The 24,467-nt window shown below is 48.5% G+C and carries 20 protein-coding genes; 3 read left to right on the forward strand and 17 right to left on the reverse strand.

The window, feature by feature from the left end; genetic code table 11:
* Position 1: 1 nt before the first annotated feature.
* The 17 genes from KOD92_RS09855 to KOD92_RS09935 form a co-directional block, all read right to left on the reverse strand.
* Positions 2 to 2,830: a HEAT repeat domain-containing protein gene (locus KOD92_RS09855; RefSeq protein ID WP_215233370.1), complete on the reverse strand. Its 2,829-nt coding sequence runs from the start codon at positions 2,828 to 2,830 to the stop codon at positions 2 to 4.
* Positions 2,831 to 2,860: 30 nt separating this feature from the next.
* Positions 2,861 to 3,412 carry a GNAT family N-acetyltransferase gene (locus KOD92_RS09860; RefSeq protein ID WP_215233371.1) on the reverse strand — a complete coding sequence of 184 codons (552 nt, stop codon included), beginning with the start codon at positions 3,410 to 3,412 and terminating at the stop codon, positions 2,861 to 2,863.
* A 37-nt stretch (positions 3,413 to 3,449) separates the two neighbouring features.
* Positions 3,450 to 6,074 carry a TonB-dependent receptor plug domain-containing protein gene (locus tag KOD92_RS09865; protein ID WP_215233372.1) on the reverse strand — a complete coding sequence of 875 codons (2,625 nt, stop codon included), beginning with the start codon at positions 6,072 to 6,074 and terminating at the stop codon, positions 3,450 to 3,452.
* 6 nt (positions 6,075 to 6,080) lie between these two features.
* Positions 6,081 to 9,245: a WD40 repeat domain-containing protein gene (locus KOD92_RS09870; protein ID WP_215233373.1), complete on the reverse strand. Its 3,165-nt coding sequence runs from the start codon at positions 9,243 to 9,245 to the stop codon at positions 6,081 to 6,083.
* 2 nt (positions 9,246 to 9,247) lie between these two features.
* A complete protein-coding gene (locus KOD92_RS09875) occupies positions 9,248 to 9,676 on the reverse strand; it encodes an ATP-binding protein (protein WP_215233374.1) in 429 nt (142 codons plus the stop codon).
* Positions 9,677 to 9,684: 8 nt separating this feature from the next.
* The gene (locus KOD92_RS09880; protein ID WP_215233375.1) at positions 9,685 to 10,005 is read right to left on the reverse strand and encodes an anti-sigma factor antagonist; all 321 of its coding nucleotides are present in this window, start codon (positions 10,003 to 10,005) and stop codon (positions 9,685 to 9,687) included.
* Between the two features lie 415 nt (positions 10,006 to 10,420).
* Positions 10,421 to 12,541 carry a glycogen debranching protein GlgX gene (glgX, locus tag KOD92_RS09885; protein WP_215233376.1) on the reverse strand — a complete coding sequence of 707 codons (2,121 nt, stop codon included), beginning with the start codon at positions 12,539 to 12,541 and terminating at the stop codon, positions 10,421 to 10,423.
* Positions 12,542 to 12,544: 3 nt separating this feature from the next.
* Positions 12,545 to 12,883 (reverse strand): STAS domain-containing protein, encoded by a 339-nt coding sequence (locus tag KOD92_RS09890; protein ID WP_215233377.1) that lies wholly within the window; start codon positions 12,881 to 12,883, stop codon positions 12,545 to 12,547.
* 28 nt (positions 12,884 to 12,911) lie between these two features.
* A complete protein-coding gene (locus KOD92_RS09895; RefSeq protein WP_215233378.1) occupies positions 12,912 to 14,735 on the reverse strand; it encodes an AGE family epimerase/isomerase in 1,824 nt (607 codons plus the stop codon).
* Positions 14,736 to 14,765: 30 nt separating this feature from the next.
* On the reverse strand, positions 14,766 to 15,176 hold the full coding sequence (locus KOD92_RS09900; protein WP_215233379.1) for a VOC family protein: 411 nt from the start codon (positions 15,174 to 15,176) through the stop codon (positions 14,766 to 14,768).
* 8 nt (positions 15,177 to 15,184) lie between these two features.
* Positions 15,185 to 15,754 (reverse strand): DJ-1/PfpI family protein, encoded by a 570-nt coding sequence (locus KOD92_RS09905; RefSeq protein ID WP_215233380.1) that lies wholly within the window; start codon positions 15,752 to 15,754, stop codon positions 15,185 to 15,187.
* 37 nt (positions 15,755 to 15,791) lie between these two features.
* Positions 15,792 to 16,124: a nuclear transport factor 2 family protein gene (locus tag KOD92_RS09910; RefSeq protein WP_215233381.1), complete on the reverse strand. Its 333-nt coding sequence runs from the start codon at positions 16,122 to 16,124 to the stop codon at positions 15,792 to 15,794.
* A 38-nt stretch (positions 16,125 to 16,162) separates the two neighbouring features.
* Positions 16,163 to 16,555, reverse strand: coding sequence for a nuclear transport factor 2 family protein (locus KOD92_RS09915; RefSeq protein ID WP_215233382.1), 393 nt, complete (start codon positions 16,553 to 16,555; stop codon positions 16,163 to 16,165).
* Between the two features lie 36 nt (positions 16,556 to 16,591).
* Positions 16,592 to 17,017: a hypothetical protein gene (locus KOD92_RS09920; protein ID WP_215233383.1), complete on the reverse strand. Its 426-nt coding sequence runs from the start codon at positions 17,015 to 17,017 to the stop codon at positions 16,592 to 16,594.
* Between the two features lie 12 nt (positions 17,018 to 17,029).
* A complete protein-coding gene (locus KOD92_RS09925; protein WP_215233384.1) occupies positions 17,030 to 18,565 on the reverse strand; it encodes a GMC family oxidoreductase in 1,536 nt (511 codons plus the stop codon).
* Positions 18,566 to 18,589: 24 nt separating this feature from the next.
* Complete coding sequence (locus tag KOD92_RS09930; protein WP_215233385.1) at positions 18,590 to 20,326, reverse strand: thiamine pyrophosphate-binding protein; 1,737 nt, start codon at positions 20,324 to 20,326, stop codon at positions 18,590 to 18,592.
* Positions 20,289 to 21,116 carry a type 1 glutamine amidotransferase domain-containing protein gene (locus tag KOD92_RS09935; protein ID WP_215233386.1) on the reverse strand — a complete coding sequence of 276 codons (828 nt, stop codon included), beginning with the start codon at positions 21,114 to 21,116 and terminating at the stop codon, positions 20,289 to 20,291. The genes KOD92_RS09930 and KOD92_RS09935 overlap by 38 nt, the downstream gene beginning before the upstream one ends.
* 539 nt (positions 21,117 to 21,655) lie before the next feature.
* On the opposite strand from KOD92_RS09935, the gene KOD92_RS09940 reads away from it, so the two are divergent.
* From KOD92_RS09940 to KOD92_RS09950, 3 genes are read left to right on the forward strand one after another with little or no spacing between them, the layout of a single operon-like run.
* The gene (locus tag KOD92_RS09940) at positions 21,656 to 22,621 is read left to right on the forward strand and encodes a GAF domain-containing protein (RefSeq protein WP_215233387.1); all 966 of its coding nucleotides are present in this window, start codon (positions 21,656 to 21,658) and stop codon (positions 22,619 to 22,621) included.
* A complete protein-coding gene (locus KOD92_RS09945) occupies positions 22,618 to 23,664 on the forward strand; it encodes a sensor histidine kinase (protein WP_215233388.1) in 1,047 nt (348 codons plus the stop codon). Before KOD92_RS09940 ends, KOD92_RS09945 begins: the two co-directional genes overlap by 4 nt.
* Positions 23,661 to 24,434, forward strand: a complete 774-nt coding sequence (locus KOD92_RS09950) for a LytR/AlgR family response regulator transcription factor (RefSeq protein WP_215233389.1) — start codon at positions 23,661 to 23,663, stop codon at positions 24,432 to 24,434. The genes KOD92_RS09945 and KOD92_RS09950 overlap by 4 nt, the downstream gene beginning before the upstream one ends.
* Positions 24,435 to 24,467: the final 33 nt, after the last annotated feature.

Genomic DNA, 24,467 nt, shown 5'->3' on the forward strand with positions numbered 1-24,467 from the left:
TTCAATCGGGTTTCGATTCAGTAACTTCCTGATTTTCTTCTTTTAACACTCTCAGATCCCGCAGCAGATAATCTTCTACAATATAGAACTCGGTCTCTTCCAGCACATTCGGGATCATCGCTACGCCCAGTTCTTTAAGCTCATTCACACTCCTGATCTCGCCCGCACTCACAATACCCGCTTTTGAAAATAGCAGCTTTCCATAAGTGACGAGAATAGAAATATCAGCACGTCCGGTCGCTTTCCGCAGGTCGGGCACGTCACCTTCCCGGGCTTTGAAATACTCGGAATTGAGCAGGATCTTTTGCAGTTCTCCGTTCAGCAATCTGGCCAGCCCGGCTGTCGCGCGCAGTCGCCGGAGCTTGCATACCATCAGATCTTCTTCGCTCGCCAGCCATTCGAGCGGTTGCATGATCTGCAAATGAAACACGTCTTTTTCCCTCGTCATTACTTCCAGAACAGACCTGAACCGCGCCGGATTGACAATCCGCAGCACATAAAATGCAGTTTCAGATATTACTTTGGAACGCGACACCCCATTCGAAACCAGTATCGGCGTAACGCTTTCCGCCGGAAAACGCTTCAATTCCTTGATCGCAACTGCCTTTGTCCACCTGGAAATGCGCGTGTAATCTTTGTTCACAATATCTTTCAGCCGCTCGTCTACCGGAAGTTTTACCTGGGGGAAAATGTCATTGTAGCGCCGGTACATTTCCTCCGGCGAATCGCTGTCAAGATAAGGCAGCACCTTTGTTTTTACATTTTCGGGCAAAAGCAGGTCTGTGATTTCGGTGAGGTAATCGCGCGCATCGGTCGCCTGCTCGCCCCGCAATAGGGTCACAGCGTGGAACCGGTTGCCGAAAACGATTTCCAGTACTGTAAATGCTTTGAATATGATCCGCTGCTTTTCTTTTTCCAGATTTTGCATGAGCGGCGTTTCGGGCTCGTAGTCCGCACTGAGATCGGATTGCGCGGCAAGCAGCCAGGCAAACGTTTTCAAATGTTCTTCCAGCTCGTTGAGCAAATAGCTGCGCTCGGTACTGTTGCAGGTATATTGCAGGTTCCGCAATGCATCAAGTACCTTTTCTTTTACAAACCGGTTAGGGTTTTCGATATTTCTCCGCAAGAATCGGATCGCGTCTGCATTGCCAATCTCTTCCACGATTTTCAGCAAATGCAGCTGTCGGTCGCGGTTCTCATTGTTACTCAGAAACGACTTTTCGATGTACTTCAATAAGGGAACACCTGACTTTACAAGTGCGCGGAACGATACTGAAAAGTACCGGTCGATCTCCATTTGCTCCATTAAAAACGGCCAGAGTTCAGGCCGCTTCAATTCGCCGGCCGTGTAAATAGCTGCTTTTCTGACCACCGGACTTTCATCCTGCAACAGTGGGATCAGGTATTTATAAGACAAAAACCGGCTGGAACCGCCCAGCCCGTAAGCCGCCTCAACGCGCTCCCTTTCATCATTTGAAAATACCTGACTGACCAGCGTATCAAAAGGCTTTTCGGAAGCGACGTGCGAAAGGATCCCTTCCTCCGATTTCTTCTTCCGAACAGGAAAGTGAAACTCCTTTTCACGCACTATCTTTTTATAAGAACGCTGGCTGAGAATCGAAACCAATGTCCAGATCAATGCAACTCCCAGAAACAATGCCGAGAGCGGCAATGCATTCAGATCCAATACATTAACAAGCACTAGTAGCAACGCGCCCGCGATCAGCCCGCCCATCGCCTTCGCCCGGCCCTCGATCCTGCCCTGGATATTCAGTCGGAAGCGGGCAGGTATGGGCTGGTACAAAGTCTGGTAGGCTGGCTCACTGATCGCCTTCCGGATCGCACTCATAAAAAACCGCGAAAGCGCAACGCAGGCAAAGAATATGGCCGCGGTATCGTAGCCCAGTCCATAAATGACAGATACTGAGAAACTGAAAACCAGGCTGAGCGGGAGGATCAATATCCCGAGTCGCACGCCAAACCTGGCGATCAACTTATTGTAAAAGAAGGTTTTGATGAAAAATTCAAGAATGGCAGATATCCCAAAAAAGAAGCCGAGAAAAGTTGCAAGTGATTCTTTATCAGGAAAAATAATGCGGGACTCGGCGAAGAAAATGTACTCGACATAAAACAATGCAAACACCGGCAGCAGCGCCAGCAGGAAGATATTCCGATAGTAAGTCGGATCTACCTGCGGCTCCGCCTGCTTTTCCAGCGTGTCGCTTTTGGTTTCTGTTTTAACAGCTTCCGGCGTAACGAAATTCTGGTGGATCTTTTTCAGGAATACCCCGCAAATGATCAGAAACACGACTGCCACGATCAATAGTGAGTCAGTAGGCACGATCTTCACCAATGCAGGAACCGCCAGGTACATGATCACCGACGAAAATACTTCCCCCGTATTGATCAGCGATGACAATCTTTTCGACTGCTGAAAATTAAATAGCTTAACCACAACAGCCCAGAACGTAACGCCATTTACCAGCACAAAAACCCGGTTCCAGATAAACAGAACAAAGAAAACCCACTTACTGCCGGTGAGGTGATAGGTAACCAGGAAAACCGAAATGGACACAAAGAGAAACAGAAGCATCCGCTCCGCGAGCTTGTTGAATGCCATTCTTTTTTGCAGTCGCGTCACGCCCAGCCCGACCAGATAAATGAAAACCCCGCCCACAATGTAAACCTGCGGAAGGATCAGCCGGTCGAAACTGACGAGGAAAGAAGAGGCGACTACCGTGTAAAATAATGCGGTTGCCCCACCCATAAAGAACGAGTAAGCCATCAGCAAAGACACGAGCTTTTCCTCGCCTTTCCTGATATTGAGCATTCGCGATATGTTACCGGCTATTTTCAATTTTTATTTACTTAAATCCTTGATCATGAAATAGATCTGACGCTCTGGCATTTGGTATAGCGGCTTGATTTTTCCTAAATACACAAACCCCAGATCTTCCAGCGGTTTGATCCGCGACGCGATCGGCTGGGCGATAATAGACCTCGCACCCTGCGATTGTGCAAACTGAATTCTCGCCTGATCCAGAACTCCTGAAAATCCTTTTCCACGAAATCCCGGCAATACCACCAGGCGATTCAGCGAGGCGAAAGGCCCCTCTGCAAACTGGCCCAGCAACGTTTCATCGAACAGATTGGCGTGAGGTACTGAGCTGTATTCCTGATGAAAACTCATTCTGGCGGCTGCTACGATCACTTTATTGTGCGTAATCACCCAGTGATGAGCGAGCAGATCCTCGTCGTCGAGCCAGAGTTTATGTGAGAAAAAATCTTTGCTGATACCCTGCTCCTCCTTCCAGGCTGCCACACGCAGCGCGCCCATTTCGTCGAGACGCTCGGGGTAATCCAGCTTGGTGAGAAGGAATTCCGAGTTTTCGATTTCAAATTTTGATTTCATGAATAGAGGAGTGTTTAGCGTCGCATTCATTTTTATGTCATTTTCGATTTGTATCAATGAGCAAGCCGACAGAGAATACGCGTCTTTCCTGGGGATATCTGGAAGCGGAGGTGATACCTTCCGCAGCCCGGATGCCGGGGACGAAATATTCATTGTTCAAAATGTTGGAAATCTGTAACTGCAAGCTGACCTTGCTAAGGATATTCTGGTAAGTGATCGTCGAGCCGAGCAGGTAAATGGGTTTGAAATGCGTGATCGGATTGCTGCTACCCGAGGTACCTGCGCCCGATTTCCTGGCACTTATATAGTTGTTAGTAATGCTGATGCTGAGATTTTTAACCGGCTCATAAACCGCGCCCAGGTTTGCAGACCAGGGTGCAACGTCACTCACCGGGATCTTCTGACCCTCGATCCGGCTCAGGTCGCGCGGGTTGCTGTAAGTGAAATTTCCCCAGACATTCAATTTCTTCATATCATAACGCGCCTCCGATTGCAACCCGATAATGCGCTGCTTTCCGAGCGCCTGAAACTGCGTCGTGTTTCCGCCTGCGGGTAAAGTCGCCGTCGCAAGTCCTACTGCATTGCTGTAATTAGCCACATAAGCCGCCACATTCAGGGAAAGCGCCTTGCTGAACCGCACTGAGACGCTCGCTTCCACATTTTTCACACGCTCGGGCTGCAAGGTTGGGTTATTGAGGAGGCGCTCCCGGGTAGTCGCGTATTTTTGCAGGTATGAAGCGTCTTTAAATGCTTCTGCGTAAATGCCTTTGAACACAAACATACCGCTGGTATAGATCAGGCTGAGGCGCGGATTGAATACAAAACCGTAACCACCTTTGGAACGAATCTGGTTGTAATCCAGCCGGGAAGCCAGTACCATTTTTAAATTATCCGTCCAGTTGTATGTTCCCTGACTGAATATGCCAATGTCAAAAACGCGGAAGTTATCCCCGCCCGCCAAAGTTGAATCGGGCCGCCCGGTTTCGTCTGCGCCTTCAAATGCCGAGGTAATGTAGTTGGCCTGAATGATACTGTTGCGAATCTCGATCCCGCTGTTGATATCCAGCTTCGGAAGCGGTGTCCAGAGTACCCGGAATTCATTTCGCAGCTGATTGGAAACGCGGTACCAGTATGGGACAGAAACGGTTGGTTTTCTCTGGTTCAAAAGGTCGACAATACCGTAGCTGCCGTTGAAATATCCCCTGTAAGTCGGAAGATTCGTCTCCCCGCTCAGCTCGTGGAGCCGGTACGAAGTGAGATTCATGATCTGTACCTTGTCGGTCAGATATTTGTTGTAAGTCAGTGAAAATGCCTTATTATTCGCAACCCAGCGCGAAAGATCCTGCGTCACGATCCGCGAGCGGTTGGTATACCAGGGTGTAGCGCCTTCGTCGGTTTTCCAGCTCATCAGCGAGATCATAAAATCCTTAAACTCTACTTTGGCACGGATATAAAAATTTCTGGAATCGTCATTGAATTCCACTGGGTTCCCATTGATATTGGTCTGGAACAAATGCTGGTTGTCCAGCTCCGCCGCTTTTGCTTTTCCGGCTGCTGTGAGGCTCAATGCATTCACAATTCCGGCACCGTCGTAGCCGATCTGGTACAGGTTGCTGTTCGGGAAAAGCGTGGTAAGTTTATTATTGGTCAGATATTGCTGCGCCGCATTGCCGCTCAGATTTTGCTGTGTGGCATAACTATTCGCAGTTCTTGGAGAATAATCCCATTCACCATATTTACTGTAATCCAATTCATTAGAGAGAAAATAGCGGGAAGTTACCGACACCGCCACATCTTTTGAACGTAGTGTAACTGTACCGTCAACCATCTTTGTGTTCATTGATCCGTACCTGATCTGCCCGTTTCCTGAAACGTCGATTTTCTTTCCTTCGGGCATTTCTTTATCCAGGTGTCGCCTGGTTATCAGGTTGATCACACCCATAAATGCATTCGCTCCGTACATGGTGGAGGCCGGCCCGTAGATCACTTCCACGCGCTCGATATCCGATAATGCATATTGGCGCGAAATAGGAATATTATCAGAATTCAAGTCGTTTTCTTCGACTCCGTCCACAAGTAATATCGTGCGGTCATTAGAAGTGGAGCGGTATCCGCGCTGGTAGAAAGTAACATAAGAAGGCCCGTTCCCGCGGATCACATCAAAGCCCGGAATATCGCTCAGCATTTGCGTCAGGTCTTTGTACCCTCTTTTCAAGATATCATCACTTGTCAGAACAGTCACCGTAGCAGGTACCTGCAACAGGTTTTCTGCTTTCTTGGAAACCGAAGTGATCTGGACGATCCGGTCCATCATATTCTTTTGCTGCGCAACCAGTTCTTTGAATTGAGGCAAAGCAGAGAATTCCGGTTCGTAGTTCTGGTTGGCTATCAGCAGATTACGTACCGCCTGCGCTGCCTCGGGAAGCGAGTCGAGGGCGAGGTAGGTCAATGCGATAATCTTGTAACCCTGTACCTGCGCATTCGGAGAGAATTTAGTTTTCAGGCAGGGATTCAATATTTGAAATACCTCATCAAAATTACCAGTACGGTATTTGCGATCCGCTTCCGGCACGATCACGGACGCGTCGCAATCATTTTGCGCAAAAGTGTATTGGCTCAATGCCGGAATCGTCAATAAAAACAGGAATACAAATCTTCTCATCTCGCGCTATCGGATATTTCGGGAAAGCTTTTCGTAAGGAATGTCCTTTCCGATGTACTGGTCCCATTCTTCTTCTGTCAAATCCCTTGAAACTTTCTTGGCAACTTCTGCGAAAAGTGCAGCAGAGTTAATGTCCCACAGCCGCACCGTTTTATCCGCACCGGTCGCCAGCAGCTTATTCCCGTCGTTTGTAAACCGGATATCCATTACCCAGTAATCAAAATCGCTCAATACAACCGGCTGCTGTTTAGACAGATCGTCCTGCGTACTCCATATCCTGATCTTCCAGTCGTAACAGGCTGTGGCAATGCGGCTTCCGTCGGGCGTGAATGCAATTTTGGTAATACCGGAAGTATGTGTTCCCTGTGTGCCGGTCAGAGAATTAGGCACCGGCTCACCGCGCTGCATTTTTACTGAATACAGCATTCCTGAGCTTGTACCGAAATAAAGCTGCTTCTGGTCGGGCGACAGTGTCATTGAAATCACCCTCCCGCGGATATTTCCAAGATTGTATTCGGTCGGTTTTGCTTCCGGCTTGTCCAGGTCTGCGCGCAGCATTTTACCGGTTCCGGTTCCGAAGAAAAGATAGGAGGTGCCCGCCATTGCCTCCACGCAGGATATTTCGGTTCCGAGATCCAGGTTTTTGCGCACGTCCAGCTTTTTGTCACTAATATCCCAAACCCTCACCTGCCCCGGCGAACTCACCGAAATCAGCTGCTGCTTGTTGTCCCGGATCTCCATCGACAAAATGATCCCGTCGTGCGCGACCAGTGTTTTCGTAGGCGTACTTCCTGCCGAAAAGTTGTCCCAGCGAACGATCTGTCCGTTTGAAGAACCTGTAAACGCCGTTTTTCCGTCGGGTGTAAATGCCAGCGAACGGATACTTTTAAATGTCTGTTTCGGATTTCTGAATGCGACCGGCCTGGTTGCCGGCACGAGGTAGTTCCACAAATTCACTACCCCATCGTCACCCGCACTTGCAAATACCGCATTGCCTGCCTGCGGCTCGGCCACTACGCGCACTATATCATTGTGTCCCAACAAAGTAGCTTTCGCCCCGGCAGCTTTGGACAGTGCATTGAATATGTCGGGATTTTCTTTTTCTCCGCCGTTTTTTAGGTTAAAATCGTACGCTTTCAAAGCCAGCAATGCAGCGAGATCGTCGCCTGCCGGCATTTGAAAAGATTGGATCGCAATAAACCGCGCGACTGCTTTTGAGCGTTGTTTCAATGCATCGTTCCGAGAACTTTCTGCTTCTTTTTGTGCGCTTTGTGCGTATAGTTTTTGTCTTTCGGATTCTTTTTGCGCGCTTACCGCAAATTCCTTCTGCACCTCCGTCTCTCTCTGTGATTGCACAGCGGCCTTTCTTGCATTTTCCGCCTGCACTCTTTGGTCCTCGGCTACTTCCCGTGCCAATTTCGCAGCAATGCTTTCATTCACCGCTTTTTCCTGTTCCCTTACCGCAATCGACTTTTGTTCCTCGGTTAATTCTTTTTGCAGCTCGGCAAAAGTACCCTGCTGCTCTGCTATTTTCTTTTGGGAAACTGCCTCGCGCGTCTGGTCCTCTGCACGTTTTCTCTCTTCCAAGGCCAAACTTTCCTTTTCCAGAGCCGTTTTCTCACTCTGCTGCGCCTGCGTCCTCAACACAAGCGCGACGATCAGGAATAATAATGATACTAATGAACTGATACCGAGCACCGAAGCAAATACCCTGGCCTTGCGCAGCTCTCTCTTCTGGCGGTCTTCCTTCTGCCTTACATCAAGTTCAAATTGTTTTTTACTATAATCCAGAAAATTGATCGCACGCTCGAAAAACGGATCGTAGCGTTGCGCCCATTCGAGTGTCGGCTCGCATTCTCTCAGCCACTTCAACCCCAAAGCGAGTTCAGGATTTACCCACAAACCGCTGCGACCTTCCTGATAAAGGAGGGCCGAGTAGCTGATCTGTTTGTACAATTTAGCCGATTCCAGTTCCTCCTCTATCCACTTCCTGCATCGGTCCCAAAACAGAAGTATTTTTTCAACCGAAACATCAATAATGGAATCGTGATCAATTTTTACACCTGGTTTTGGAGTTAAAAAGGAAACCCCGTGCTCACGGAAAACGAGCACTACATCGATCAGCAAATAATCGGGAATGCCCGTAATCTGAATGATTTCGCGCAGAGCTGTCGGGTGGAGCGAAGAAGTGTCACTCGGGCCCAGCACGATCAGCGCCTTGAAAAGTTTCGCCGCTGCATTCCTCCTTTTATCGTCAAGCCGCTGGGTGAAAATTTCCTCGGCGTGCTGGGAAATCGACTGCTGCATGGTACCTATCGCCTCGTAATCTGCGCGTGAAACGGGCACAGCGAATGTTTTCGTGGCTTTCCAGCGATCCCAGGTTCGCATCAGCGCGTGTTGCAGGATCGGCAGATAATCCGGATTTTCGGCAAGCTCTTTCAAAAGTCCGTCGACCAGTTCAGGCTCGATATTCGCACCGAAAGCTGCTACCGGACCCTCGATCACCTGCCTTACTTCCGCCGGGTTCATTTTTGGCAAAAGATAATAGCCCCTGTTGATCACCTCCGTCAGCCCATTGAATTCCGTGCAGTGATCGAGGTAATCCGAACGCATCGTGATCACCGCGTGAATAGGAAATTGCCGTTGGTTGATCAACGCCAGCAGTAAGTGCACAAATTTGTTTGTATTGTTTTTACCCGAAAAATCCTCGGCAAGCTCGTACCGGAAAAGCTCTTCAAACTGATCGATGACGAGCAGGATATTCCGGTCGCGGATCTCAGAAAGCAAGTCGAGGGCGCGCTGCGGATTGGCCGAGAATTCTTCTTCCAGCACCGTCGGATCGCGGCTTTCCCAGGCAGGATTGTCAGGCCGCAAAGCAGCTTTCAATGCAATAGCAAAGTTCCGGACGGGATTTCCACCCGGCCGGAACATGATCACTTTCCAGGAGTTATTGTCTTCGTCTTTTTCAAGAGAAGGAACAAGCCCCGCTTTGATCAAGGAGGATTTTCCGCTTCCGGAAGAACCGATTAATGCCAAAAAACGACCATCCAATAACTTGCTTTTCAGCTGCCGTATATGCGAGTCGCGGCCAAAAAACAGGGCATGATCTTCCCGGTCATAACTGCGCAGGCCGGGAAAAGGATTGGATAGCGTAGATTTTTCAACCATCATACTCAGGTTGAGGCGATTTTCATTACAAACTTATTTCTGTTTTTCCCATTCAAATACTCATAGGAAAATTCATCTACTCCATTGATCGTCAGATAGATACCCAATCCTCCAATCTCCCTGTCTTCCAGTGATTTTGTAAGATCGCCGGAATCGGGCAGTTCTCTGGCGAGCGGGTCAAATGGCGCGGCGATATCTTCCAGGATCACCATGAGTGCCTGTTCTGTTATCTCGCTCAAAACAGTAAAATCCGCCACTAACCCAGCCTCCTGATATCCGTACAAAATGATATTCGTGGCTATTTCATCAACAGCCAGTTTGAGGGCATAGGTCGGTTTTTTAGCCAACCCGGCCTGCTGCGCACGCTCACCAACGTATTCCCGCAGCGAATCCAGGGAATCCACATTGCCGGGAAAACTTTTCGATTCCATCATGACGGAGGTTAAACAGGATATTGATCAACAATCGTAACGCTGTGTTGCAGACCTGTTTTTGTCAGGGTATCTACGATCAGTTCCTGTGGTTTCACAATGTAAATGGCCAGTTTCGGGCCGATTTTTTGCTTTGAATAAATGAGAACGCGAAGGCCTGCGGAAGACATAAAACTAAGGTCTTCCATATCCAATACCAATGCCTCGATCGGCTGGTTCGCAATCTTTTCAATCTCGGTCTGAAATACCCGCGCCGAAAGCGAATCCAGCTCCCCATGCAAAGTCAACCGCGCAACCTGCTCTCCTACAACTGATTCTATTTGAAATGCCATGATTTATTTGGTTAATGATTTTTGGTTAAAGTAAATTGATTTGTGTGTGGCAGGACGCGCTGATGGTTACTTGATGGTCATTGGTTGTCATTGGTTGTCATTGGTTGTCATTAATTGTCATTAATTGTCATTAATTGTCATTCGTTGTCATTACTTGTCATTGGTTGTCATTAATGGTGATTGTCGTGACTTGTGTTCTTGCTGTTCATTCTGATTTATTGTCAATATTCGGCAGCCTGTCTTACAGAATCGCGGACAGTTGACAACACCTAACTATAATGACCACAAATGACAACCAATGACTAAAATGACCACAAATGACAACCAATGACTAAAAATGACCACAAGTGACTAAAACTGACCACCAATGACAACCAATGACTAAAATCGACCACAAATGACTAAAATCCCCCCTCTACTTCCCCACCAACACCACCGTAGCCCTTCCCCCTACCAGAAACCTTCCCTGATCGTCCAGCCGGGGTTCTTTTCCGATTTCGAAGAAGTCCTGACCTGCTGGCATGTCCGTGTTCACGGAAAGGTGCCAGCTGCGGCCGTTGGGTAATGCTGGGAGTTCGTAGTACAGTGCGTCCCAATAGGAGTTTAGTGCTACGTAAATGGTATCATCCACGATGGTACCGCCTTTTGCGTGGGCGCCGTCGAGCATGAATGCGAGGCAGCGGCTGGACTCGGAAAAGTCGGGCTGCCAGGCTTGCGTACCGTGGAAACTGATATCCGGATAACCGCTGCCTACATAGTCGCGGTGCTGGAAATGCGTGCGGCTGCGTAGTACAGGGTGCGCGCGGCGGAAATGCGTGATGTGTTTTGAGAAATTAAACAGATCCGAATTCTTTTCCAGCAAGCCCCAGTCCACCCAATTCAGCTCGTTATCGTGGCAATAGGTATTGTTGTTACCATTTTTGGTCACACCCATTTCATCACCCGAAAGGATCATCGGCACACCTTGGCTGACAAACAAAATAGACAATGCATTTTTTATTTGCTTGTGTCTGAGTTGATTAATGAATACATCATCTGTTTCACCTTCCACCCCACAATTCCATGAATGGTTGTCATTCCCGCCATCGTTGTTATTTTCTCCATTCGCCTCGTTGTGCTTTTCATTGTAGGCGAAAAGGTCGTAAAGGGTAAAACCATCGTGACAGGAAATGAAGTTAATGCTGGCAGTTGGGCCGCGGTAATAGTACAGATCCGGCCAGCCCTGAATGCTCTGCGCAATATCACCGACCAGACCTTCGTCACCTTTCAGGAATTTGCGTACACCGTCGCGGTACTTTCCATTCCACTCGGCCCAGCGACCGTAAGCGGGAAAAGAACCTACCTGGTACAATCCGCCAGCATCCCAGGCTTCGGCCACGAGCTTGCATTTCGCAAGGATCGGATCGTAAGCTAGCGATTCCAGCAAAGGCGGGTTGCTCAGTGGTGCGCCGTTCTGGTCGCGGCCGAGAATGGCGGCAAGGTCAAAACGGAAACCGTCGATGTGGTAATCGGCTGCCCAATAGCGCAGACAGTCCAGTACCATGTTCCTGACCACCGGATTGTTACAGTTCAGCGTATTTCCAGTCCCCGAAAAATTGAAATAATAACCCTCAGGCGTGAGCATGTAATAGGTTTTATTATCAATGCCACGGAAAGAAATGGTATGCCCGCGGTGATCTCCTTCGGCAGTATGGTTAAATACTACGTCCAGCATGACTTCAATGCCGTTTTTGTGCAGCTCTTTTACCAGCGTTTTCAGCTCGTCGACCTGCATTCCAAACTTACCGGTAGCGGCATAACCCGCCTTTGGCGAAAAGAAATTGACGGTACTGTAACCCCAGAAATTGACGATCAGGCCACCTGTAACCGGGTTTTCCTTACTGTTTTCCCATTCGTCGAATTCATAGATCGGCATCAGCTCCACGCAATTAATGCCCAGTTCTTTCAGATAGGCAATCTTACTGCGGATCGCTGCGAATGTACCCGGGTTTTTGACATTCGAAGAAGGGTGCTGCGTAAAGCCGCGTAGGTGCATTTCGTAGATCACCAGATCCTCGATCGGCGTTTCCAGCGGGTGATCATTTTCCCAATCGAAATCCTCGAAAACGAGTCGCGAACGATAAGGATAAATATTGTCCCAGTTTGGTTTGGCCAGCCAGCTGTCGCGGCCGCCTATTGCTTTGGCGTAAGGATCACTGAGTATGATGCTTTTGTCAAAACGATGCCCTTCTTCCGGTTTGAACGGTCCGTCCATCCTGTAACCATATTCCAGCCGCTCGTAATCGAGTTCGAAAACGATCATGGAATACACGTTACCTGTTCTGAACTCTTCCGGAAAACGGATCTCTGCAAAGGGTTCAGCTTCCCCTCTTTCGAACAAAACCAATGTACAATCGATCGCTTCGCTGGAATAAATGCTGAAATTGATTCCGTTTGGCACCATTGTCGCCCCGAAAGGCAAAACGTGCCCTCGCCGGAACTTGATACCCTGCTGCTCGTGGGTCGGGTAATAGTCGATCCTGATATCTGTCGCCATGGATTAGTCTTGTTTTAAAAATGCAACTCCATCTTCCGGCTTTTCAACAATCGTAAAAAAGTTGATAAAACCGGTGGTCGACATCACGTCCTGAATTTCTTCCGAAACACCCACAAGTACTACTTTGCCTTCCTGCGACCGGATATTCCGGTACACCATCAGCAATACGCGCAGCCCGGCGCTGGACATGAAACCCACGTCCGTCAGATCAATGACAATGTGCTTGCTCTTGTCCATCGCCACTTTGGCATTCCGTTCAAATTCGGGCGCTGTTTTGCTGTCAATATCGCCGGAAACCTCAACAACAGTAATTTCGTCCTGATCCGTAATGGTAACTTTCATAGTTTGTATTGGTTTAGATCGGCCTTTTTTACTTGCTCGGACTGATCAATACTCTCACTTTGACCCGCTCCTCTGTTTCAGGTAGTTTCACAGTAAGTCCCTGTGCGTCGAAATCGTAGTGAGGCTGCTCGTCGATAAATACTTCACTGATGTAAATGCTGCCCGGCGGAAGGATATCCGGAGATACGCGCAGGATATTGTCTTTCCAGCCGTTTGGATAAGGTTTAAAGTAAAACCAGGTAGGCTGTTTTGTGATCAGTAAATTGATATAAACCGCTGACAGATAGCACAATTCGGTACTGTGATAGGCGCTCATCGAGTGACTTCCCTTGAAACGCTCGGTACCGAGCAGGTAAGGCATCCCATTTGAAAGCACATTGAAATAAACACCGCCATCGTCGTTATCCAGGAAGAATGCATTGTAGAATGCAGCAGCTTCGCGGGCTTGTTTTTCGTATTCTTTATCACCCAAAACACCGTACATGATCAGGTAAGCCAGAATAGCCTGCTCCTGTTGCCACCACGCCTTGCGATCGTGCCACACGAATTGGTGCTTTCCACCCGTTTTCTTAACCCTTTCGACCACATCATACCAACCTCCGCGCTGCTGATCAGAACCAGCTTCGGGCATCAGGGATGCAATTTTTTTAGCAAAATCAAGGTATTCGTCTTTCGGTGTCAGAGATTGCTGACGCATCAGATTCCAGGCGATTTTCAGGTTGTGACCAACTACCGCGCGGTTTTGCTGCCAGCCCCAGGTCTGGTCTTTGCTCCAATCTTCAAAGAATTTCTCCTGAACGAACGGGCTGTTTTCGTAATCTGGGAAATACTTTGTAATAGTATCAAAAGTATATTCCAGAAAGTCCGCATGAGCCTTTTCGCCCGTAGCGAGGTATAGGTTGATCAGGTAAGCCGGCGCGTGGTCACCCACGGAGTTCCAGTTTTTACGCGCCTTGTTATGCGCCAGCGATTCCTCGTGCGCATCCAGCGTAATCGGGTGTAAGTGAGAGTAATACCCTACGCCATTCGGATCTTTGAAGTATTTTTCAAAAAGGTCAATGGTCTTGTCAATATCGTCACGAATCCGCTGATCTCCTGTTATGCGGTAGGTTTGTGTTGGCCCGGCCAAAGCGTAGATCTGCTCGTACATCGGCAGCGAATCGAGGTCATCGCCGAATTCAGAAGTAAGCAATTTCGTTTCCTTCTGACCTTCTACTTTTAGTCCGTGGTACCAGTAAACCAGATCGTCGTCGGTATCAAAAAACCGCATGTGGTCGCGTAGGTATTCGGTCCCCAGCTCTGCGCCTTCGAGGTATTCGTCTTTTCCGGTCAAAAGGTAAGCCGATGCAAATCCGTACACCATCCGCGAGATCGTGTCGGTTTCCTGCAGGTAGTCCCCTTTTTTGGAGCCTCCCAAATGCAGCATTGTGCGGTAATTCTTATAGTTGATCTCCTCTTTGGGATAATCAAACTGCCATTTCAAATAGCTGGAAGCGATCGAGCTGATCTGCGTGATCCACCAGTTTTGCTCTTCGTGGCGGTATACTTTCGGTTCTTTACCAGGAAAGATCAGCTGCTGTGCTTCAAATGCAACTTCGCTCTCGCCTGCGTTCGGGTAAAATGTTCCGTAAGCAAAAACGTATTGTCCGTTGGTCGACAGAAACGGGCCGAAATCGCCGGGATCTTGCCAGCCCTCGGTCAGGTTTTGCACGCTGCGGGCGTAAGTAGACGGGATCAGGTTGAGCTTGAAGGGTCTTTTATCGGAAGTTTCCAATGTAAACCAGCGCTCTTTCGCGTCATATCCCGTGATATAACCTGCGATGGTATCTGAAAAAGTGAAATCTATATTCATGCTTTAAACGTTAAGGTGTTCTGTTTTGAATTACTGGTCCCGGTAGCCCTGCGTGATCTCGATGATATTGCCTTCCGGGTCTTTCAGCCAGACGGTTTTCCAGCCTTCAATCACATCGTCGAAATGCAGCGGACCGAGCGTGATCACGGCGTCCTCGCCCATTGATTTCACTTTCTCATCAATATCGTCGACCGAAAAGGCAATGTGACGCAAGCCGGGATAATGCGGCCCGTCAGCTTCCGACATCGCATAAGGACGATCTTCTTCCGGCGGGAAAATTTCGAGGTAGATATTCTTGTCGTTTTTGAGAAAAACCAGCTCCGCGTCGTCGCCGAGATTGATGGTTCTGGCGCGAAAAAAGCCGAAATGCTTGGCATAAAAAGCCTCGAACTCAGGGAGGTTTTTCACGGTAAGGGCAAGGTGAAAAAATGAGGGATCCATAGTGGTAGTTAGTTTACGGAGAGCGTTTCGATGATCTTTTTGGCAAATAAATGGGCATGCCCGCCCGAACGCCCGGTAATCAGGTCGCCGTCAACTACCACGTCCTCATTGGTGTAAATAGCCCCGTAAGCCTTCGCGTCGCCGATCAGGTTGTTGTGACAAACCAATTTCCTGCCTCTTACCAGCTCGGTAGCAGGCGCGACAAGCCATAATCCGTGACAGATAATGCCTTTGATAATGCCCGGCTCGGCAAAAACGCGTTTCAGAAATTCAGTGGCAGGCGGTATTTTTTCTACATCCTCAGTATAACGAAGCCGGTCGGAAACCATTCCCGAAGGAACGATGATCGCATCGTAACTCCGGAGTTCCTCGTCGCTCATATTCTCGAAAGTTTCCCAGCAGTCCATCGGAGCGCGGTATTCGTGACCAAGAAAAGTCAGCTTATCCTGCCCCCAGAGCCTTGACAGAAAGTGTATTTCCGCTCCTTCTTCGGGAAATCGGAATTTGTAGTAAAAAATTTCATTCTCGAAGAAATCGGCTTCAAACAGGACTCCGATCTTCTTTCCGGCAAGTTTCATGGGCAAATACATTAAGGAGGATTTACTTATTTAGCTGCTATTTGACGCCCGAATAGTGCTTGACGATCTTTCCGTCTCTCAGCAACATCGCGTCATAGATTCTCACCGGCCCGGTCACCGTATCGATCGTCGCCTCGAACATGATGCTGTCGTCGGTTGAAGCGAATTTTTCGGTAGAGATAAAACCGCGGTATACATGTTCCAGGTAGCCGGAGAACATCGTCTTCAAGGCTTCACTTCCTTTGACAATAATGGGCTCGTCGCCGCTCAGTACGACCATTTCCGCGTCGGCCGCGTAGTGCTTGTCAATCAGCGCATCTGCATTTCTCTCGGCCAGCAGCGCCACCTGTTCGTCATAGAAATCTTTCATAATTGTAGAAGGTTGAGAATAGTTATGGGACTCGTTTTTTAAGCAAGTGTTCCGTCAGGATGCTGCACCATTCCAGCGAAATGGATCGCGATCCTGCCATTTTCCAGCACCCAGCTATCTGCGAAGCGCATTTCACTTTTTTCACCGCCAACAGTCATCGTGATCTGCTCGGTGATCATTAATGTTTCAGGATTCTCTGTTTCAGCCCAGAAAACGATCTCCGTTTCCAGTCCGTCAATTCCCAGGATTCCCTGCATGTGCTCATTCACCTGGTCGCGGCCTTTATAGATAACCGGCGATTTGGAAAAGCTGCTGATCAGCGTTGCATCGTCAGTATATTGGTCTAAAAGCGCATTGATATTCTTGTCCAGAATATGCTGAATATGCTCTTTGTACATTTTACCAAGCTTGGTATCGGGTACGTTTTTCATAATTTTTAAGAGATAAGGGGGTTGAGAAAATCGATATTAAAGCGTCGCCGAACCTTCGTGGTATTCCAGCCCGTCCACTATATATTTGGTAATGATCACTTTACCTGCTTCATTCAATTTAACCTCCCAGGTCTGGAAAGCGTCGCACTTAATGCGTTTGCTGAAAGGTTCCGGTGCATTCCAGACACTCGCTTCCCATTGTACCACCACTTTTACAGTTGCCTTGTCACCATCGATCTGAGATTCAACCAGTTTCACAGTATGTACTTCGTCAAAAAAGATGCGGATTACGCGCTGAAACCAGCCTTCGAAACCTGCGTAACCATATATAGTTGCCTCCGGAAATACCATTTCCAGCTCGGCGTCTGCCAATAGCGGTAATACCTCAACCATCGGTACGTGTACGTCCAGTTTCTTGTACCAGTCGATCGCCAGTTCTTTTATTGCTTCTTGTGTCAACATGCTTTTTGTAGATTAAGGATTGGGTACTGTGTTCAAAATCATATCAGCCGCTTTTTCGCCGATCATAAAACAGGCTGCGACTGTATTTCCGCTGGTTACCGTCGGCATTACGGAAGCGTCGGCTACCCGGAGGTTCGCTATTCCATGAACCCTCAGTTCCGGATCCACGACCGACATTCCGTCCACACCCATTTTGCAGGTACCCGCTGGGTGCCAGAGTGTTGAAGCCTGGCTGCGAATATATCCTTCCAGATCGGCGCCTTCTCCCGGCATCATTTCGCCACCATTCAATTCGAGGAATTTTGTGGTATTTGCCAGTTTTCTGACCAGTTCGATCGCTTTGAAAAACACTTCCAGGTCTGCCGGGGCAGTGAGGTAAGCGGGGTTTATCAAAGGCGGATCAACCGAATTTTTCGACCTTAACTTCACCTCTCCCCTGCTTTCGCCCTGTACCAGAATAGGAAGAAATATGCAGATCGGCCCGCCCATATCTGGTAATAGCGGCGCGAGCGGTCGCGGCATACTTGGGGTAAAGTTGATCTGTAAATCAACCGGTTCGCCGTTTTCTTTTGTATTGATAAACAGTGCATTACCAGTCAGTAAAGTCGTTTCCGGCATCGGGATTTTAGACCGAAAAATCATCGGAAGCTGCAAATGGTCCTGCAAATTCTTTCCCACGCCCGGTAAATCTGCTACTACCGGAATATCCAGCGCCTGTAAATCTGCCGCCGGACCGATTCCCGAGAGCATTAACAACTTCGGCGAAGCCAGCGCACCTGCGGAAACAATTACTTCCTTTTCAGCTAATGCGTGCCATTCCAGCTCATTAGCCACAAATTCCACTCCAAAAGCCTTGCCGTCCTGGATCAGAATTTTGGTAACCCGCGCATCGGTCAGGATCGAGAGGTTTTTTCTATTTTCAATAGGGTCTAAAAAGGCAGATACGCCGCTGTCACGCTGGTTGTTTTTGTCAATATGAAATTGAAGCAAACCTGCCCCATTCTCCTGACGTTCACCATTATAGTCCCAGTTGGGACCGTCGTAACCAAGCTGCATTGCACCTTCCAGAAAATGCTCCGAACGCATTACTTCATCCGGACAATCACGAATACTAAGCTCCCCATCCGTCGAATGGAATTCGGAAGCGCCGTTTTCGAAATTTTCTGATCTTTTAAAATAGGTTAATATATCCTGGTATGCCCAGCCTTTTGCGCCCATTTCGGCCCACTGGTCAAAATTCTTTGGGTTGCCGCGCACGTACATCATGGCATTGATGGAGGTACTTCCGCCCAGGACCTTACCCTGGTTCAGCGTGATACTCCGTCCGCCTAAGCCTTCCTGCGGGGTGGTTTCCAATTTCCAGTCCATCTCCGATCCCCAGAGGCTCACAAATCCACCCGGATCGTGGATAGCAGGAATATGATCTTTACACCCAGCTTCTATCAAAAGGACTCGGTTCATTTCATTGGCGCTCAGCCGGTTAGCCAAAACGCTACCTGCTGCACCAGCGCCTACTATAATGTAATCGTAAATCTGATTATTCAACATTTCAATGGTGGAGGTTGGTATTCACTACTGTGAACAATTCACTTTGATCCATTCGGAATGGTGGTCGCCTTCGAGTACGAGATCAATCAGAAATGGCTTGTCATCAGCCAGCATCCGCTCGATCGCAGGCAATATATCTTCCTCTTTTTCCACCCTCACCGCCTCTACGCCCATTGACTGAGCCATGATATCAAAGCGGATAGCAGGGTAAGAAAGGTCAAAAGGAAGCGGGAAATTGTGTTTTTCAATCTCGCGTTCTTTCCAGTACTGGTCGATATTGAGCTGCAACAATTTGTAGGAACCGTTGTTACAAACTACAAATTTCGCCCCCGCATTGTGTCTCACTGCCGACCACAACGTTTGTATCGTATACATACTGCCGCCGTCGCCCGAGAAACCGATCACGGTCTTTTCAGGATTCGCCAGCTTCGCTCCTATTGCGCCCGGAAACCCTACACCCAGCGAACCGCCGCGGGTCGTGAAGTATTGTCCTGCTTTTTTCGGTGGAATATACCTGCTGACAGCCGGGGAGCTTGTTAATGCTTCGTCAAATATGATCGTTTCGTCCAGATCAAGCTTTTCAGCAAGTACTTTGGAAAACTGCGCCATAGTCAGCGGCGACTTTCCTTTCCGTTGTTCATCGGCTTCTTTTTCCTTCCTGATCCGCTCGGTTTTCGCATTACCGATGTCCTCTATACGTTGGATCACATCCGCCATTTGCTCAGGCGAAATCATTGCTTCGATCACTTCTGCAAGTTCAATCAGCGAAAGTTTAGGGTCGCACACAATGCCCAGGTCTACCCGGTGGTTCTTGGCGATTTCGTACGCATTCAGATCGTAGTGGATCACTTTGGCATCAGGCGCGTAAATATCCCCCAGCTCAGGAAAAACCTCGGGCACCATATAGGTCCCGACGATCAGGTTTACATCGCCTTTTGTCGTGATCGGGTGACTGTATGAGCCAAACATGTGGCCCGTCGTTCCCTGGTAAAGCGGGTGGGTATTGTCCATCACCACGTCACCAAATTCAACCCCGTACACTTCGGCACCCAGCAGCTCAGCTACTTTGGTCAGTTCGGGTATTGCATCAGAATAAGCCACGCCGTCACCGACGAATATCATCGGCTTTTCAGCGCTCAAAAGCATTTCCGCCGACTGTCTGATCAAATCAGAAGAAGGTATTACGCGGGTGGAAGGAATGCAGCTTGGAAATACCGGCTCGTCGTTGATCTCGTCGAGCACGTCCATGGGCAAACACACATAAACCGGCCCCATTGGCGCAGTAGTAGCTATTTTCACCGCGCGGCGCAAAGTCCGCAAAAGCGATTTTGACGAAGTGGCCATGGTCGCATACTTGGTTACCGGCGCCATCATCGCTACCAGATCGTTCGCCATTTGCGCATCCATATTCATGTACTGCACCCCTGCGTCGGAGCCGATGATCACCAGCGGCGCGTGTCCGCGCTTGGCCTGGTACACCGCACCCACCGCATTACCGATTCCCGGCGAGCTGTGCAGCTGTACCAAGGTGGGTTTCTGAGTGGCCCGCGCATAACCGTCGCCCATCATTACCGCAATGGTTTCCTGCAAGGTCAATATGTATTTCATGTCCGGGTACTCAGCCAGCGCGTCGAGGAAACCTTGTTCCACGGTGCCGGGATTGCCAAACATGAAGTCCATTCCGTCGGCCAGAAACTGTTCGACGATCTTCTGATTCCCGGTTTTACCAGCCATAACGCGTGAGACCTTTGTCCAGCACATTCACAAACTGTTCACCAAACTCAAATGAACATTGAAGCGAACGGGCCGTAATGAACGGGTAGTCAACAATAACAGAAGTTTCTTTTCCAAAATTGCCGTGGTACTGACCTTCGGGGCCAACTGCATCGGCAAGCAAGTATTCCAACACATATGGAGGAGGGCCCATATTCAGATCTGTGTGCAGGAAGCCGGTACCGTCCTGGTAATCGTACTCGATACAGTGACCGGTCACGTGCTTTCCCTTAATAATTGAATTTCTTTCATTGAAATCTCTTGCAAAAACAAGGGGCGCAACGCCGTAACAGATTCCGGCAACGGGCATTTGTTTGTTGTAAAACGCAAGGATCAAATCGTGAACGCGCTGGTTGTTGACCATATCAATGATCGGGCCGCTGCCGCCTACAAGGAGTAATGCAGCATATTCTTCTGTTACACTTTCCTGGGCGATTTTGAGGTCGCTGTAATACTTTTCAAATGCGCGCAGGAAGTCGGGCGTCGAGAAATACGGGCGTTGCGGAATCACTTCCGACAAATTACGCCTTGTTTCCAGTCTGTTAGACACTTCAAACGCTTTCACTTTTTCCGCTGCGAGCGGGGTGGTAACACAAACACCGAGAGGAGGATCTACATAAGTAGTATCGTAACTGGGGGGCAGGGCTTCGGCTTTTTTGCCGTTTGGGGTAATGAATTCAACCGTGTAGCCTGCTTCTTCAAGCTTTTCGAGGGGACCTACGAGCTCAATGCCCCAGTATCCATACTCAGAAAGAACAGCCAGTATTTTTTTAGACATAATGAGAGCGGTTTTTAATGGAATAAAGAGTGGAAATGATTAAGGGTAAGGTTTAGAAATTTAAGTTAACGTTGAGTAAGAATATCGTCTGGCCGGACCGGGAATGAGCGGCGCCTATCGCCCTTTTCAGCACTTTGTTTGCGTTTCGTTTCATAAATATCTCTACAAGAAGGGCCGCAGGGTTCCAAATAGTTATTGAAACTGAAAAAACTTAGGTTGAACCGGTTGATTCCTGACCTCAAACCGACGATGTTTCTGTGAAGTTGCCAAAACGCATTATGAAATTTCACATTCAGCGGCCGAAGCTTCCACAAATGTGGCAAAACCGGCTTTTTGGCAATAAAGCATTGTAGAACAGGCTGCTACGTACGATGTTGAATCCGTAGTCAATTCACATTATATTCCTGTAAAGTGTATTTTCACTTTTTTGCCCATTTTTGCAGATTTCTCTTAGTATTATTTCTACTATTATCAGTATTATTGTAATTGCACATGCTAAGTCTTTCCCTTACCCATTTCCACCTAAAAATCCCTTCTAAATGAAACCGTTGAAGCTTCTGATTGTAGCGATGAATGAACAATGGCTCAATCTTCTGGAAGAATCCCTCACGAACGCGGGCTATCATTTTCAAATCAGGCAGGTTAATTCAAAACAAGCTGCGATCAAGGCATTCCGCGAGTCGAAATACGACCTGCTCATTTCAAATTATGCATTGCCCGACGGCGCGATCAGCGACCTGGCGACTGTGCTGGGCAGCCAGCTTCCCTGCATGGTGGTTTCGGAAGGACAATGCCCGGTAAGCTCTGAAAAAGTGCTCGCTATTCAGGACAGTAACTACTACATTAATTGTTATAGCCGGCTCGACTGGATACCTGCATTGGAAAATACGATCGAAAAGTGGCAGAGTAATGCGCGCCAGGATATCAATGCACATCTTAGAAATCACGATAGTTTATATAAAAAATCCCTGAACCGCTGTATGGAGCTGCTTTCGGGGGCAAGTACCCAGAAAGAAGCGGACGCGCTCACGACAGAAGCGTTTGAAATGCTGCTGGAAGTAATGGACCTGAGCAGGATCTACCTGTGCTCCGCCCTGCATGCGCCCGACAATACCTTTGTGATCCGTCAAATGATCGAGGTATCCGCAGCGGGTGTGGCTGCGAAAATGCTTTTCACTGAAAATCCTAAAGAAATACCCTTTTTCGATCACTGGACAAAATCATTTGAACAGGGCCATACAGTTGCTGAACGGCTGGACGCTTTTCCAGCAACCGAGCGACAGTGGCTGGGGCGTCACGGAATCCAGTCTTTAATGGCGGCACCGATCGGAAGAGGCACGAAATGGCTGGGCTATATGGCCATTGAAGACAATCTGAACATCAGAGAATGGACTCCTGCCGAGACTGAACTCATCGTGGCCGTAGCCAATCTCCTTCCCCAACATTATTTCCTCACTTCGAAATCATCCCGGATAGAAACTGAACTCTTCGCCAGTCCGGTATGAACCAGGATTTGAATTACAAAAACGGGATGTCATTAGGTTGGCGTCTCTGTTTTATCTTAAGTCTCTTTGCCACCATTCCCAGGCTGATCTTCACCTGGCCCAACCTGGTCGACCGCGCCCGTATCTGGTCGGGACTCCTGGATATTTGCATTCAGTTCGTTATCAGTTTCGAGTTTTCCTGGATATTTATCTATATCTGCCTGCACTACACTTACCGGGTTCCGAGCTGGTTCAACAGGCAGCGTACCTGGGTGCAGATCCTGAGTATGGTTTTCCTTTATTTTTCGATTAATGAAATCCTTTTTCAGCTTAAACTCGCACTGGATGATAATAACTCGGATATCCTCATTTTTCGGGTCGTTTATTACCTGTACCATCTGCTCTTACTGCTCGCGATCCTTGCATTTCGCAATTTTTTATTGACCACCCAGGAAAATCACAGGATCGGACTGGAAAACGAGCAGTTAAAGCGGGAGCAGCTCAAAGCGCAACTGGAAGCCCTTCGTAATCAGCTTAATCCGCATTTTTTATTCAATGCGTTAAATATCCTTAATATCTCAATCGCGACGAACCCTGACCTCGCGCAGCGCATTGTGCTCGATCTTTCTGACATTTTGAGGTACAACCTGAAAGTACAAAACCAGAGTTTGATCCTTTTAAGTGATGAGCTGGCCGCAGCGAAAGCTTATCTGGACCTTCATAAGGCGCGTTTTGGGGAAAAACTGGCCTTCGAATTTGTGGGTACCGAAACCACCAAACAGTGGTACGTGATCCCACTTTCGTTGCAGATCCTGATCGAGAATGCGATCAAACACAACGTGATCACTTCTTCCCAGATCCTGTTTATTGAGGTCAGACTTAATGAGCAGGCCAAACAGGTGATCGTAATGAACACACTCAACAAGAAAGCCAACTCGGGCGGGACGGGTATTGGGTTGCAAAACCTCGACAAACGTTACAAGATACAGACCGGGCAAAAACCTTCCCTCACGGAAGACGAACAACAATTTACAGTAAAAGTACCTTTGATTGAAGCTCCATGACTAGAATCCTGATCGTAGAAGACGAACAGCCGGCAGGGCAATATTTGACGCAGCTTATCCAGAAGATCGACCCGAAAACTGAAATACTGGACGTTATTGAAAGTGTGGAAACGGCGGTAGCCTGGCTTGAAAACAATGTAGTACCCGACCTGATCTTTCTCGATGTGCAGCTTGGCGACGGCACCTGTTTTCAGATATTTGAACAAATCTCGATCGGCTGTCCCGTCATTTTCACGACCGCCCACGACGAATATGCATTGCGTGCTTTCAAGCTCAATAGCATCGATTATCTGTTGAAACCGATCCGCCCGGAAGCTCTGAAATTCGGTCTGGACAAGTATTACCAGCTTAATGAAGAGAATGCGATCACGAAAGTGAAATACCTCGAAGAGCTGATGCACACGCAGATTTTGAACCAACGAAGTCCGCGGCGCAGCTTTCTGGTCCCTTATCGCGACAAGCTGATCCCGCTGCGTGACCTGGACTTTGCGTGGCTGACGATCCGAAATGGACTAGTAGTCGCAACGCTGCACGACGACCGGAATTTTGTGATAGATAAGTCTCTGGAAGAGCTCGAAAATCAGCTTGACACAAACAATTTCTTCCGCGCCAACCGCCAGTTCATTATTTCACGGCAATGTATTACCGAGATAGAACTGTACTTCAACGGCAGGTTGCTGATCCGCACATCGCCGGCTTCTGCCAATCAGATCCTGATCAGCAAGGAAAGGGTGCCGGTTTTCAAGAAGTGGTTTGAAGAACTGGCATAGCGAAGTAGCAGCCCGATTTTTCTGTTTTATCCG

The sequence above is a fragment of the Dyadobacter linearis genome (genome assembly GCF_907165045.1).
Classification (GTDB): domain Bacteria; phylum Bacteroidota; class Bacteroidia; order Cytophagales; family Spirosomataceae; genus Dyadobacter; species Dyadobacter linearis.